General features: G+C 43.3%; 12 protein-coding genes and 1 pseudogene. 3 read left to right on the forward strand and 10 right to left on the reverse strand.

Annotation, left to right across the window (positions count from 1 at the left end; all coding sequences use genetic code 11):
* Positions 1 to 8: 8 nt before the first annotated feature.
* Genes icmH through tssB form a run of 9 tightly spaced genes read right to left on the reverse strand, consistent with a single transcriptional unit; the run spans position 9 to position 9,300 of the window.
* Positions 9 to 779, reverse strand: a complete 771-nt coding sequence (gene icmH, locus ACGF5R_RS19260) for a type IVB secretion system protein IcmH/DotU (RefSeq protein WP_112878159.1) — start codon at positions 777 to 779, stop codon at positions 9 to 11.
* Positions 779 to 2,131, reverse strand: a complete 1,353-nt coding sequence (tssK, locus tag ACGF5R_RS19265; RefSeq protein WP_387692249.1) for a type VI secretion system baseplate subunit TssK — start codon at positions 2,129 to 2,131, stop codon at positions 779 to 781. Before tssK ends, icmH begins: the two co-directional genes overlap by 1 nt.
* 2 nt (positions 2,132 to 2,133) lie before the next feature.
* Positions 2,134 to 2,700, reverse strand: a complete 567-nt coding sequence (tssJ, locus tag ACGF5R_RS19270; RefSeq protein ID WP_112878157.1) for a type VI secretion system lipoprotein TssJ — start codon at positions 2,698 to 2,700, stop codon at positions 2,134 to 2,136.
* Positions 2,700 to 3,986 carry a type VI secretion system-associated FHA domain protein TagH gene (gene tagH / locus ACGF5R_RS19275; protein ID WP_387692251.1) on the reverse strand — a complete coding sequence of 429 codons (1,287 nt, stop codon included), beginning with the start codon at positions 3,984 to 3,986 and terminating at the stop codon, positions 2,700 to 2,702. Before tagH ends, tssJ begins: the two co-directional genes overlap by 1 nt.
* Before the next feature lie 5 nt (positions 3,987 to 3,991).
* Complete coding sequence (tssG, locus tag ACGF5R_RS19280) at positions 3,992 to 5,044, reverse strand: type VI secretion system baseplate subunit TssG (RefSeq protein WP_112878155.1); 1,053 nt, start codon at positions 5,042 to 5,044, stop codon at positions 3,992 to 3,994.
* Positions 5,008 to 6,852, reverse strand: a complete 1,845-nt coding sequence (gene tssF, locus ACGF5R_RS19285; protein ID WP_112878154.1) for a type VI secretion system baseplate subunit TssF — start codon at positions 6,850 to 6,852, stop codon at positions 5,008 to 5,010. The genes tssG and tssF overlap by 37 nt, the downstream gene beginning before the upstream one ends.
* A gap of 1 nt (position 6,853) precedes the next feature.
* A complete protein-coding gene (gene tssE / locus ACGF5R_RS19290; RefSeq protein ID WP_112878153.1) occupies positions 6,854 to 7,294 on the reverse strand; it encodes a type VI secretion system baseplate subunit TssE in 441 nt (146 codons plus the stop codon).
* 6 nt (positions 7,295 to 7,300) lie between these two features.
* Positions 7,301 to 8,779, reverse strand: coding sequence for a type VI secretion system contractile sheath large subunit (gene tssC, locus ACGF5R_RS19295; protein ID WP_112878152.1), 1,479 nt, complete (start codon positions 8,777 to 8,779; stop codon positions 7,301 to 7,303).
* 23 nt (positions 8,780 to 8,802) lie between these two features.
* The gene (gene tssB, locus ACGF5R_RS19300; protein WP_112878151.1) at positions 8,803 to 9,300 is read right to left on the reverse strand and encodes a type VI secretion system contractile sheath small subunit; all 498 of its coding nucleotides are present in this window, start codon (positions 9,298 to 9,300) and stop codon (positions 8,803 to 8,805) included.
* Between the two features lie 934 nt (positions 9,301 to 10,234).
* Between tssB and ACGF5R_RS19305 the strand changes: the two genes are divergently transcribed.
* From ACGF5R_RS19305 to gorA, 3 genes are all read left to right on the forward strand, one after another.
* Positions 10,235 to 10,753, forward strand: a complete 519-nt coding sequence (locus ACGF5R_RS19305; protein WP_112878150.1) for an Hcp family type VI secretion system effector — start codon at positions 10,235 to 10,237, stop codon at positions 10,751 to 10,753.
* Between the two features lie 640 nt (positions 10,754 to 11,393).
* Positions 11,394 to 12,236: a 23S rRNA (adenine(2030)-N(6))-methyltransferase RlmJ gene (locus tag ACGF5R_RS19310; protein WP_387692253.1), complete on the forward strand. Its 843-nt coding sequence runs from the start codon at positions 11,394 to 11,396 to the stop codon at positions 12,234 to 12,236.
* 110 nt (positions 12,237 to 12,346) lie between these two features.
* Entirely contained in the window at positions 12,347 to 13,702 is a 1,356-nt protein-coding gene (gene gorA, locus ACGF5R_RS19315; protein ID WP_387692255.1) for a glutathione-disulfide reductase, read from the forward strand.
* 136 nt (positions 13,703 to 13,838) lie between these two features.
* On the opposite strand, the pseudogene ACGF5R_RS19320 reads toward gorA, so the two are convergent.
* A pseudogene (locus tag ACGF5R_RS19320) lies at positions 13,839 to 14,039 on the reverse strand (IS1634 family transposase); the annotation flags it as partial.

The raw sequence follows: 14,039 nt of genomic DNA on the forward strand, positions 1-14,039 counted from the left end.
GTTCTTTCCTAGCTTAATAAGTTATTTAGCTGTTGTAAGATGTTCTGGGTTTGGTTGTGCAGACGGATAGCATAGAAGCCATAAACGATAGCGAGCAGCGTAATACCGCTCCAGAACAGATGTTTAATGGTCAGGCGCTTACCCAAGCGATAGCGATCATTACGCTCATTGGCGTTACTGTGGAGAATGATGGGTGGGGCTTCGCCCCGCAGCGCGTGCAGTTGTTGGTGTAATCGACGGAATAAACGTTCAAAGTCATCACTTTTCTGCGAAGCAACTTTGTAGCGACCACGGTAACCGAGGCAGAAACAGAGATAGATAAACTCTAGCAGATGTTGATAGCGCTGAGGTTCACCCATCAAACGATCTAACAACTGAAAGACTTTTTCACCACCCCAGGTTTCGTTGTGGAATTGCACCAACAGTGATTGTTGTAACCAGCCATTCTGACTGTTCCAACCATGCCCTAGTGCGGTTTCATCAATGAAGGTACAGAGCATGTAACGGAAAGAGACAATTGCACCTGGTTCATAACCTTTGGTTTGTAGAAGTTGTTCGATTGCCTGGATATCGGTAACGACTTGTTGATAGAGCTGGTCCGGCAGCGGTTGATCACCCATGTCTTTTAAACGCATGACCATGCCAAGCAGCGGTGTGGCGGCATCGATCATCGGATTCAGGCTTTCTCCGCGTAGCGGTAACTGATACTGACGATGTAGCGTCGTATCGGTTTCCATCTGCATCAAAATGGAGTTGTCATTCATGGCTTCGGTTTTCATTAGGCACTCCCGTTCCTAACCGCCCAGAATTGCATGTCTAATCCTGGGAACTCTCCCGAAACGTGAAAGGCGATGGAGTTACCTTTTAAAATGTCTTTCCATGCGTCGCCTTGTTGGTCAAGCCGGAAATAGGTGTAACCAGCATGATAAGGCAATTGACGAGGGGCAGAGGGAAGCGCAACCAGTGCTACGGCAGGCAACTGGATGCTGACCATTTCTCGGATCCTTTCAGCCGATGTAACTTTAGTCTGTTGAGCAAACTGGCGGAGTAATTGGTCATGTGGAACCTGAGCGCGGATTGCCAGAATGAATTCCGCGTTCGTCAAGACATTGCGATCATGGATGTGCGCCACCCGGATACCATTGGCTTGAGTTTGTAGCTTAATCGGAATCGCTCGCGGAGTCAGCACAACACCCATTGCTTCGCGCATGATGAGCATGACTTCCTCGAATGTTTCAGTCAGGTTGTCGTGTTTGTAAATCGGTACATTGCCGACCTGACGGGATTCATGAGTAAATGTTCTCAGTTCACCACAGGTTTGGATCAACTGAATGAAAAAATCTTGTGGATGCAAAATGGCTTGTCCTGCGTAGTGGCTAAACCACGGCTGAACTCGGTTAACTAACTGGAGCATCATAAATTCAGCAACATCAGCGACTCCTTGCTGGCCGGGAGAACCAATCCGGTTAGCGAGTGATCTGCCTCGTTCTGTCATTGCCCTATCCACTTCATCCATATATTTTTTTAATTGAGTGGAGACCCTGATAGATGTACAGGTTGGTACGAAATCATCATTCAATATGATAGCTCCGGTAGGAAGCTTTTCTATTATCTGGCATAGCGGTAGTACGGAAAAAGCACTGAGATCTTCTGAACCTTGTTTCAGAATCGGCGTCAGTTGTGCCAGCATGACTTGGCAGATATCACCGCCATCTGTATGCAAGTCACGGATATCTTCCATGTGTTCATGATAGCGCACAGCTCCTGCATGATTGGATTCTGAATGAGAGATTTCATTGAGAATATCGTTGGCTATTGGCAGTGCCAGATAGATATCTTTACTGTTGTTCTCGTGAATATTCACAACATCAAGCGGTTGAGGAGTTGCATCCTGATGAGGAATCGAGAACACTGTGCCGTCTGGCATGATACCACTGGCCTCGATGATACCGATGCGTCCCAGAGCGAGAAGGTCTTCGTCCAGCGTCAAAGAACTGAAGCCATAACTATAACTAGTTAAGAACGTCTGGCGGCTATGAGCTAGATAGTCATTATGTTTTTGTTGTTGCTGAAAGTGTTGTGGCTTGATGAATAATCCTTCGCGCCAAATCACCCGATTCTTACCTGGCATAGTTATTGTTCCTCTTTTCTAAGTTCAACTTCGCTCGCTCTGATATGCACCAGAATGTGGTACTGCTGTCCTGTGTCTTTCACACGGATAACCTTTTTCCATTCGGATTGATTAATATCGGCATAGCGAACGATAACGCCGATGTAACGGCTATTTTTTTCCAGCGGGATGACTGGCAGTGGCTTGTACTGCCCCGGCAATAAGGTGTAATCCTGATGGTCGATATAATTTTTCCCCAGCGCTTTATCCAGCTTGTCACTCGCTAGTTGGTCATAATCAGCAGCAAGTAGACGGGAATCTTCACTGAGATAGAGCAGATGCATTTCAACCGGAGTGGCTTCCCCATTTTTATTGAGGTTAATATCAGGTTCTGCCAGCAAAGTGATCGCGACGGTGGAAGGTAAGTTCGCAGGTTGACCAACAGGAGTCGATGGGTCCCAGACTACCTGTCCGACTTTCTTCGTTGCTTGCCATGCACTGCTACAACCGCTTAACATCAGCGCTGCCAGCAATACAAACCATACGGTATAGCAACCGGACCATGAGGTATTACCGCCGGAGAGCTTCATTACTGGCTATCCTCTAAACCTTGGCGCAAAGCACGGTCATAAGCTTGTTCATAGACTTCACCGAACAGTTTTTCAAATCCCTGTTGGCGGCTGGAAGCCAGTTCGCGGTAGTAATTGGTGTACATTTCCCATGCCCAAGTTGCATCTTTTTCCTGTGTCTCATTACTGCGGCGGTACTGGGAGAAACGACTCAGTAGATGTTCCGGTGAGAAAGCATCCAGCATAGTGTTCAAGGCGGCAGTGATCGCAATCCGGTTAGCCTGATAATGTAATTGCAAGTTATGTAAACTTTCAGCGACAGCGGAAGGGGCAGAGAGATGTACTGGGCTTTTTTGATCCGCAAACATCACCTGCATAGTGGTGTTGTAATCCATGTTCAGCCGTAGCGGATTATCTTCGATAGGGCGCAATTGCTTATCGCGCAGCCCATGCTGTGTACGTTGCAGTACCAGTAGACCTTCAATGGCTGCTTTCATGGTTTTACCCATTTCTTCCAGAAAGTCATTAGCCTGTTGGCTGTTATGCAAAGGCAATTGTGTGTTCAATCCTCGCATTAGTGGTGTGATAGCAACATGTTGCTGTTCCATATCTTGAAACTGTTCATTAAAAGGCGAAGAGATACCGGGTAAATCAACAAAATCCTGATCCATAGCATTGCCTCTGTTATCTGAGAGGGAAGAGAAAAATAATGGGGTACGGTAGTGGTCTTGTTGCAAGCTTCGGTCTACCTCGTTACTCACTGGTGTTTGGTCCAGTGTAGTCAGGTTTTCGCTATCGAGAACCTTGAGCGGATCGTGACTGAAATCGTGTTTAATGGTGGGTGCCAAAGAACCATGATCGGTGAAAGCGGTATCTTGAGCAGGATCTTTTTCCATCATTGCGTCCAATGGATTGCTATAGCTGGAAACCAGTGATTCCGGTGATACTGTCATGGGATCAATGCGATCTGCATCAGAAAAACTGATATAACTTTTGATCACTAGTTTACCAATAGTAATTTCATCCGCTTGTTGCAGGCGGATGAAACCGGCACCAGCAATCAGGGGTGACTGATTCACAAATAGGGGACCCGCGATCATTTGTAAGCAAAATGCGCCATCACGCCACTGGATAGTAAATTGTGATGGATTGATATTACCCTGTTGATCTTGAACGGACCAAAGATGGCTTTCACTGCTGCCAACTGTGCCACCTTGAGTAGAGAATAGGCAGCTAGCCGCTTTGCCGCTTTCCAGTTGATCGCTGTTGATCACTCGTAATGAGAGAGTTGACTGTTGTTTTTCCATCGTCTTTATTCACTCACTGAAATCGTGATAAAGGGTTTCTTTTCCGGCTCGCCGAGAAAGCTGGTCCACCCTAGGTTATTGTTTAATTTCGTGCCAAGTACCATGCCGCCTGCTTGGTTTTCGGCCAATCCAAGACGCAGATCCCAAGCCAATTGATCACGCAGGACAAAACAGAGAAACATCACTAGTGGCAGGAAATTCTTGCCGTCCGGGAGAAATGACAAGAAATGTTCACGTGAGAGGTCATTGATACATAACGTAAATTTACTATTACAGCTTCTCACCCATGAACCGAGAAAAAAATTTCTTCCTATTACGGACTGCTCAATCTTTGGTTTCCGACCTTTTATTTTCAGCATTCCACCCAAGCGGTTTTGTTGTGACGGCTCGATAGCGACTTTTCTGAGCTGCCAACCATGTACCGTAACATCCGATAGATCAAAACAATGTGAAACCAGGCTGCACATTACTTCTGGTGATCGACCGGGGCTAGCTAACAGGCCGGCATAGGCCAGCATTTTGCTATGGTTGATCTTCAAATGAGAACGGTTCACATCACTACCAAGTCCCACCAGAGCAAACATACGTTGAGAAAAATCGTCTTGTCCGTTTTTGTCAAAACAGATGTAATAACGGTATTTCCGCCAAATCTGATGAAGGATAACGATTGAGCGGTGATTGAAAACATTAAGAAAATTAGTTAGTTGGTTTTCATCCTGAGCATCTTCCCATGCTAACGAATCAAGGTAGTAACCTGGCATAGGCGATTGGCTGCCATGTAGCCCAAGAAAAGAGACTTCCATCTGGAAACGCCCTTCCTTGGAACGTTTTACAGAGATGACATCTCTGGTTGGGAAAGCCAGGCTGGCACTGGATTTAAATCGGATTGCTTCACGGTCTGGGCGGTTAGTTTGCCCAGTTTTTTCCCACGCTACCGCCAATTGGTTGAGTAGCTCGACCAATTGATAAAAGTTATATCTTGATATATCCAGTGTTTGATTTTCTGGCGAGTTTTCACTCGTTACATCAACGCATGTTGACCTGTCTGTTCCAGCCATTGATAACATTCCTGATTATCTAAATTGATTACCTTCAACATGTGGAAGGAGTTAACACTGGCATATAAGACAAAGAAGCGTGACAGTATGTTGCAAAATAGATAGAGTTCACCTTCAGAGCTGAAAGCCTGTTGCCGGATATACAATGTTGATTCTAGTCCGCGTACTGGCAGTCCTTTAAACAGACGATCTATTGGTTTTGTTTCAATCCGCTCGATTGCATCCAGCCGTTTTTGTGATGACCGAGATGACTGCCGGTTATGCAGACTAGGAAGATCATAAGTACGTAATACCTGTTTCAGTGCGTCTTTATCCAGTAATGTCATATAATTCAGTGACATATTCGAAATAAGTGACCAGTGGAACTTACCGCTCATCAGTGGATAAAGTGGAACAGACGGACGGGTTATGTTGCGGAATGAGGCAAGTGACGGGCTTCCTTTGGAAGGGTAATCAATATCACCTACCCGTAGTTGCAGTGGCAGTTCGCGGTTGGTACAAGTTAGTCGAATCGAGACATTTTCTTCACTTAATAGAAGTTGGGATTCATCACCACGAACAAAAGAGATGTAATGTTCAAGCCCTTTGCGGAATGGGGACTCCTTGATTCTGATCCGGAAATAGCGAGTATTGAGTTCGCTTTCGTGTTCGATTTGATGATGAAAACTTTCAAATGGCACATAGGACCGTCTACCATCCAGCCCTAGTTTAGGTTTACCATCAGGCCCGACTAACCAGCTTTCTACTTTATCAATGGAGAAAATATCGTAGCGATCAGGATTACTATAACTTGCTCTTAGTGGATATTCAGACTGACTGCCATTTAGCTGAATAACTTCACCATCCATTGGAAAGAGATTGATTGCTGGGACACAATGCAGCCGAAAAGTATCCTGACGGATTTTGATTTCTGGTGGCAGTGCTTCTGAAAAATAGAGATTCAGTGTGAAATCTGTGGCTTTAAGATCTGCCGGTAACTTAGGAAAACCAGTAACATCGAAAAATAAAAAACCTTCGGAAAAACAGAAGTACTCTTGTAAAACGCGATAACCCATATAGGCATTTTTTGGGTAAGGCAATAGAGCATCTTCCCGATTAAAACCTACTGGAACGAAGTCGAAATCCGGCAATGGAATCGTGGTATCGCCTACGACAAGTTTTGCATCTTCAAGGTAATAACTGAGCCAGAAATAGAGTTGTGTACTGCTGTAATCATCGCCACTTAGATAAAAACGCAGCTTGTCAAGTTGCAGTTCCTGTAAGTTAAGTTCTTTTTTTGAGGTGAAATTCAGGCCGATGACACCTTGCTCGTTACTATTATTGACCGAAATGTCCCGGATAGACATTGGAAACAGCCAGACATCGCGACATAAGGTGAAAGTACAACGATTGCCTTGACCTGTTTTTTGAGTATTAGTATTGCTTAAATAAGTATCTTCATCCTCATCATCTTCGCTAGCATCCGCCAGTAGACGACTCTTAATTTGAGTTCCGCGTTGGATCTGCGTAGCTTGTGTGGTGGCACTATCATCAGGCGTATATTGGATAATGGTCATGCTAGGCGTTGGCCGCAGGTAATTTGGCCATAGCATATGCAACAATCCATGAGTGAGTTCAGGGAATTCATCATCAATTTTTGCCCGTAAATTACCTGCGAGAAAGGCAAATCCTTCCAATAGACGCTCAACATCCGGGTCAGAGCCTTGTTCAGACAAAAATGAGGCGAGGTGAGGATGTTCAATTGCGGCTTGTCGCCCCAATTGCCTAAGGTAATCCAACTCCTCTCTAAAATATTTTTCAAGTGACATTTTATTGAGTCCGCTCTAGGCAATAACGCCGGTTGTTATCCAGTTGAATGTTAAATTCAACAACGTCATGAATATCATCCAGGGATACCTGCGCACTGATGTGAAAACGTAACAGCAGCGGATCACTATCATCATGGATTGCACTGACAGTGACTGACGATATTCTTGGTTCATAATTTCTGATGCAATGCACTATTGCTTGCTCAATACTCTGTTTAAAGTCAGTTGCCGTGGTTGTGGCATCATTGAGATCAATGACGCCAAGATCAACCGCACTCTGACAAGCACCCGGATGAGTATTGAGAACATGATTCAGGTGCCGTTTTATGGAGTTGAGCAGTTCACGCATTCTTGATTGGCGGGAAGAACCGGAGTTCTTCCCCTGAATACGCTCGAACAAGCTGGCAGAACCTTCTCTATTCCAACTGTATAGCGTAGCCATGACTGATTACTCCTTATCCAAGCGACCTACTAATGACAACTCAAAGCTAGCTCCCATATATTTAAAATGAGGGCGAACTTGCATTGCCACTTGATACCAGCCTGGATCTCCTTCCACATCCAAAACTTGGATTTGGGCAGAACGAAGAGGGCGACGGCTACGGACATCCGTTGGTGGATTTTCCTGATCAGCAATGTACTGTTTCAGCCAGGTGTTCAGTTCACGCTCCAAATCCTGACGCTCTTTCCAGGAACCAATCTGCTCGCGCTGCAACACTTTGATGTAGTGTGCAAGACGGTTGATGATGAACATATAGGGCAGTTGAGTACCCAGTTTGTAGTTGGTTTCAGCCATTTTCCCTTCGCGAGTATTTGGGAAAACTTTTGGCTTCTGAACTGAGTTAGCAGAGAAGAATGCAGCGTTGTCACTGCCTTTACGCATTGTCAGGGTGATAAAGCCCTCTTCCGCCAATTCGAATTCACGGCGATCGGTAACTAAAACTTCTGTTGGGATCTTAGCCTGGATCTGTCCCATTGCTTCGAATAGGTGAACCGGCAGATCACTGACAGTCCCCCCGCTTTGTGGTCCGATAATGTTCGGACACCAGCGATATTTGGCGAAGCTGTCAGTCAAACAGGCTGCCAGTAGATAAGCGGTATTACCCCACAGGAAATGCTCATGATCTTTGCTGACATCTTCCTGATAGTTAAAGTTTTTGATTGGGTTTTCAATCGTTGAATAAGGTAGACGCAACAGGAAGCGCGGTGCAGTCAGACCAAGGTAACGTGCATCCTCCGATTCGCGCAGCGAACGCCATTTAGTGTGTGCCGGGCCTTCGAAGACAGATTTCAGATCTTTAATCGCTGGCAACTCGGTGAAGCTGCTGATACCAAAGAAATCAGGTGAAACGGAAGAGAGGAATGGCGCGTGAGCCATTGCGCCAACCGCACTGACGTATTGCATTAGTTTGATATCGGGTGAGCTATTGCTGAATGCATAGTTACCGATGACCGCAGCGACCGGTTCACCACCAAACTGGCCATAACCTGTTGAATAAACATGTTTGTATAAGCCTGACTGAATGATTTCTGGTGAAAATTCGAAATCTTCCAGTAACTCTTCTTTGGTTGCATGGATGATGTTTATTTTGATGTTTTCACGGAAATCTGTGCGATCAACCAGCAATTTCAGCGAACGCCAGGATGATTCCAGTTCTTGGAACTCTTTAGCGTGCATAATTTCATCGACTTGAGTGCTTAGTGTTTTATCAAGCTCAACAATCATTCTATCAACGACAAGCTTGTTGACTGGTTCTTCGCTAGTACCGGTATCCAAAATGCTGCTGATAAAAGCGGCTACACCCTGTTTCGCGATGTGGTAGCCATCATTTTCCGGCGTCATTCTTGCTTGAGACATGATCTCGTCAAGCAAAGAAGTCGTGGACCCTGGGGTTAATGTTGTACTGCTCTCTTCATGCAAGGACATGTTAAAAACTCCTTTTCAGTCAATTACTTTTGATTGACGATTTCAAGCTCTTTTAGAAGTTGTTCGCGGACTTTTTCATCACCCAATAATTCCTGTAGGCGGGTGCGAAATGCCGGAATATTTCCTAGTGGCCCTTTTAGTGCGACGAGCGCCTCACGCAGTTCTAAAAGTTTATTTAATTCAGGCACTTTCTTCGCCACGTTATCGGGTGAAAAATCATTGAGTGATTTTATTTCTAGGTTAACTGGCAGGTCATCTCCGTTATTATCATTAAGACGATTGGGGACACTAAAAGTGAGATTGATATTGGCCTCATTCATCACGGCATTAAAGTTATTCTTGTTCACAGAAACAGCTTGCCGTTCTTCAATTGGCGTATCTTCTTTTGTTCCTTTGAGGTCACCAACGATAAGTAGGTTAAGGGGTAATTCAATTTCGGCGACTTGATCACCAGTATTCGGAACGTATTTGATATTAATTCTTTCTTTCGGCGCTACGCTACCTGAACCATTTTTACTCATATTTGAATCCTTTGGGTAATACAATTAGTCAATTAGGAATTATCTGATAACAATATTGATGAGAGAGCTGACCTTGATACCTACCTATATGTGACGGAGAACATAAAATTCCCCCTGACTAAAAAACGGGAGATTCACTGCATTGAGTTGGATAGTAAGCTGACTTTTATGAGCATATAGATAAATACGGAATTCAGAATATTCTTACTCATCGAGCAATAGCATCAATATAGATGTGCTCTGCAAAGCAGAGTTTCGCATTTTGTTTTTTTATTGTAAAGCTAAAATATATGTAGATATACCTCTCTATTTGGCATTTTGATGATTTTATTTTATTTAGCAATAAGTTACATCTTGGTTCTTTCTTAATCACTCCCTTGTTTGAAGTACTCTATAATAGGTATAGAACAGCATGCGTTTTTTTATATTTATGACATTTTATGATTTTTTGTTTCATTATGTAACAAAGTATTTCTAAGTGTATTTTTGTTTATATTTTGTAAGTTAAGTTAATAATGGAAATATTATTTCCATTATTAACTAAGTGGAAAAGTTTAATTTTTTGATCCAGTTATCAATTTTTAATTGAACAAAATATAATTTAGACCAAAATCACAAAAATACTTTAATTTCATATAGATATGAAATTATAGCTAACAATCAAACTGGCATTTATAGTTTATTTTCCTGAAAATAAATAAAATAATAGATTTATTATCTTAAAATGGTATTAATTATAATATTTTTATTTGTTAGTGATGGTTCAATGATTTTGCAATTTATATTTTATTTTGAAACGAGCGGGTTGGTATTTATTATCCATTTCAGCGTTCAATACATTTGTCAGTGATTTTTCCCAACATGAAATAATCACTATTGAAATTAATATGATCGCTACCTTAATGTTGACACAATCTCTATAAAGGATATTTCTATGCCAACTCCATGTTATATTTCCATCACCGGAAAAACACAGGGCAATATTACTGCGGGTTCATTCACTGCTGAATCAGTAGGCAATATTTACGTTCAGGGCCACGAAGATGAAATGCTGGTTCAAGCATTTGATCATGTCGTCACCGTACCAACTGATCCTCAATCAGGTCAGCCTTCAGGTCAGCGTGCTCATAAACCATTCCGTTTTACAGTTGCATTAAATAAATCTGTTCCATTGCTTTATAACGCGTTGGCTTCGGGTGAAATGCTGACGAGTGTAGTATTGAAATGGTATCGCACTTCTGTTGAAGGGAAACAAGAGCATTTCTTCACGACGCAGTTGGAAGATGCCACTATTATCGACATTGATTGCCAAATGCCTCATTGTCAGGACCCAACAAAATCTGAATTTACTCAGCTGGTTCGTGTTTCTCTGTCTTATCGTAAGATTAATTGGGAGCATACAACCGCAGGTACTTCCGGCGCAGATGATTGGCGTGCACCTATTGTTGCTTGATAGGTAATGTAATCATTCAGCCAATGAAATATCTCTTCATTGGCTGAAAAGCTTAATTTTTCTTTATTTTAAGTTGAAGATTTTTAATAACTGTCTTCAACTTCTTTCAGCTTTTTTGATTTTTTTTCTTTCTCTCCCTTTCATTTTTTACACGTACTATTTAACGATATTACTTAATGATCTCGATAACATTCGGTCATTTTTTCTGGCTTTTCTTTTGATTATTTTTCCATATAGTGAGTGTTAACATTTTTCAATCTCTGTTCCTGATTGGTGATTTTGTGAACATCAACATAAGATCTTGTATATTTAATTGTTCGTTTAATGTCTTGTTTTTTTAATTGCACAATTCTTGTTGTTTGTAATTACGTAAATACTACTTATGATTTTCAGTGAAAATGCAGATAACATTACTCATTAAATATTACATTAGGTCCGGTCAGAATTTTTCACTTATCCTAAATTTTAATTAATATGACTAAAGAGATCGCTAGGAGTAAAGGTAAGGAGTCTGACATTTTTGTCGCTAATAGGGCTATAATAGGGCCTTACCATCTGTCCCATCTACTGGGATGGGTTTTTAGTTGTCAGGTACTCTATCTGGCAATCAACCTATTCTCTGCTCTGGGGTCTGAAATTAATGCTAAGTTATCGTCACAGTTTTCATGCCGGTAATCATGCTGATGTACTGAAACACACTGTACAAAGCTTGATCATTGAATCTCTTAAAGAAAAAGAGAAACCTTTTCTCTATCTGGATACGCATGCCGGTGCGGGCCGCTATCAACTCAGTAGTGAACATGCTGAACGTACCAGTGAATATCTGGAAGGGATTGCCCGCGTCTGGCAGCGTGAAGATTTACCGCAGGAGTTGAACGCTTATATGAGTGCAGTAGCTGCACTGAATCAGAGTGGCAACTTACGTTACTATCCAGGATCGCCTTTAATCGCCCGCCATTTGTTACGACAGAATGATAAGTTCAATCTGACAGAACTGCATCCGAGTGACTTTCCTCTAATACGTAATGAATTCTCCCGTGATAACCGCGCCAGAGTTGTGCGTGAAGATGGTTATCAGCAATTAAAATCACAATTGCCACCACTGAGTCGCCGCGGATTCATTCTTATTGATCCACCTTATGAACTGAAATCGGATTACCAAGCGGTTGTACAGGCTGTTCAGGAAGGCTATAAACGTTTTGCAACTGGTGTTTATGCATTGTGGTATCCAGTGGTGTTACGCCAGCAAATCAAACGGCTGGTTAAAGAGCTGGAAGCAACTGGCATTCGCCGTATTCTACAAATTGAGTTGGCTGTCCGGCCTGATAGCGATCAGCGAGGCATGACCGCCTCTGGCATGGTAGTGATTAACCCACCTTGGAAACTGGAACAGCAGATGAAATCGGTGTTGCCGTGGTTACATCAGGTTCTGGTGCCGGAAGGAATGGGTCACACCTTGGTTAAATGGGTGGTGCCAGAATAGCTTTTAATAATGGCAGCGAGAGCCAAAACCATCGCGACTGCTTGATATTTTTTGCCATAATAGGCTTTGGGTATTAACTCCCTTGAATTGATTAGATGGAAACAATCCGGATGAGCAAACATTACGACTATATAGCGATTGGTGGTGGCAGTGGTGGCATAGCATCAATTAACCGTGCGGCTATGTACGGGCAGAAATGTGCCCTAATTGAAGCTAAGGCATTGGGTGGAACGTGTGTCAATGTGGGCTGTGTTCCGAAGAAAGTGATGTGGCATGCGGCGCAAATTGCTGAATCTATCCACCAATATGGGCCAGATTATGGCTTTGATACGACAATCAACCGCTTTAACTGGAAGACACTCATTGCCAGTCGCACTGCTTATATCGATCGTATCCACCAGTCTTATGGGCGTGGCTTGGGTAACAATAAAGTTGATGTGATCCAGGGGTTTGCCCATTTTGTTGATGCACATACGGTTGAAGTGAATGGTGAAAAAATCACCGCAGATCATATTCTGATTGCGACAGGTGGCCGCCCTGTGCGGCCTGATATACCAGGATCAGAATATGGTATTGATTCTGATGGTTTTTTTGCATTGGAAGAGATGCCAAAGCGGGTTGCGGTTGTTGGCGCAGGTTATATTGCCGTAGAAATTGCTGGTGTATTGCATGCTCTTGGTAGTGAAACTCATCTATTTGTGCGTCAACATGCACCGTTGCGTTCTTTTGATCCGATGATTGTTGAAACACTCTTGGAAGTTATCAATACCGAAGGACCTACTTTGCATACAGAATCGGTGCCAAAATCAGTAAGTAAAAATGCGGATGGTAGCCTGACCTTGCAACTGCAAAATGGCAAAGAACAAACCGTTGATACCCTAATCTGGGCTATTGGCCGTGAGCCCGCAACGGATAATCTGAATTTGTCTGTAGCCGGTGTTGAGTTGAATGAAAAAGGCTACATCAGAGTTGATGAATACCAGAATACGAATGTGAAAGGTATTTATGCAGTAGGTGATAACACCGGTGCAGTGGAATTAACCCCCGTAGCGGTTGCAGCAGGTCGTCGTTTGTCTGAGCGCTTGTTTAACAATAAACCAGAAGAACATCTGGATTACACCAATATTCCAACTGTCGTATTCAGCCATCCGCCTATTGGTACTGTGGGGCTGACTGAACCTCAGGCGAAAGCGCAATTTGGTGAAGGGCAGGTGAAAACTTATCAATCTTCTTTTACTGCGATGTATACCGCTGTCACTCAACATCGCCAGCCGTGCCGGATGAAATTGGTATGTGTCGGGCCGGAAGAGAAGATTGTTGGCATTCATGGTATCGGCTTCGGAATGGATGAAATGCTGCAAGGTTTCGCTGTTGCATTGAAGATGGGGGCAACGAAGAAAGACTTTGATAACACGGTTGCAATTCATCCCACCGCAGCGGAAGAGTTTGTTACTATGAGGGGTTAGTGTAAAAAACCCACCTACTCACGTTTGTACTATAGAAAAGCCGAAAAGGTCAGAGCATCATTCTCTGGCCTTTTTTGTTTACTCATCGATACCAAAATCCCCCTGAAACACTTTCACCCGACATTCCGCACCCAATTCAGGAATAAAAAGACTCGTATGGTGGCCCCAATATTTTCAGCAGGGCATGTTGGTACAGTTGCATTCCCGTCACCATCCGGTGTTCTTGAAATTCAAAGGTATTAATACCTTCGAAAGTTAAAAATACCCAACGAGCGGTGGGCGATTGCGTCTGCTGCTGCTTCATATCCGGGTAGAATGCCTGGCTTTGTTTCAGACC

The sequence above is a fragment of the Photorhabdus sp. RM71S genome (assembly GCF_042879355.1).
Classification (GTDB): domain Bacteria; phylum Pseudomonadota; class Gammaproteobacteria; order Enterobacterales; family Enterobacteriaceae; genus Photorhabdus; species Photorhabdus kayaii.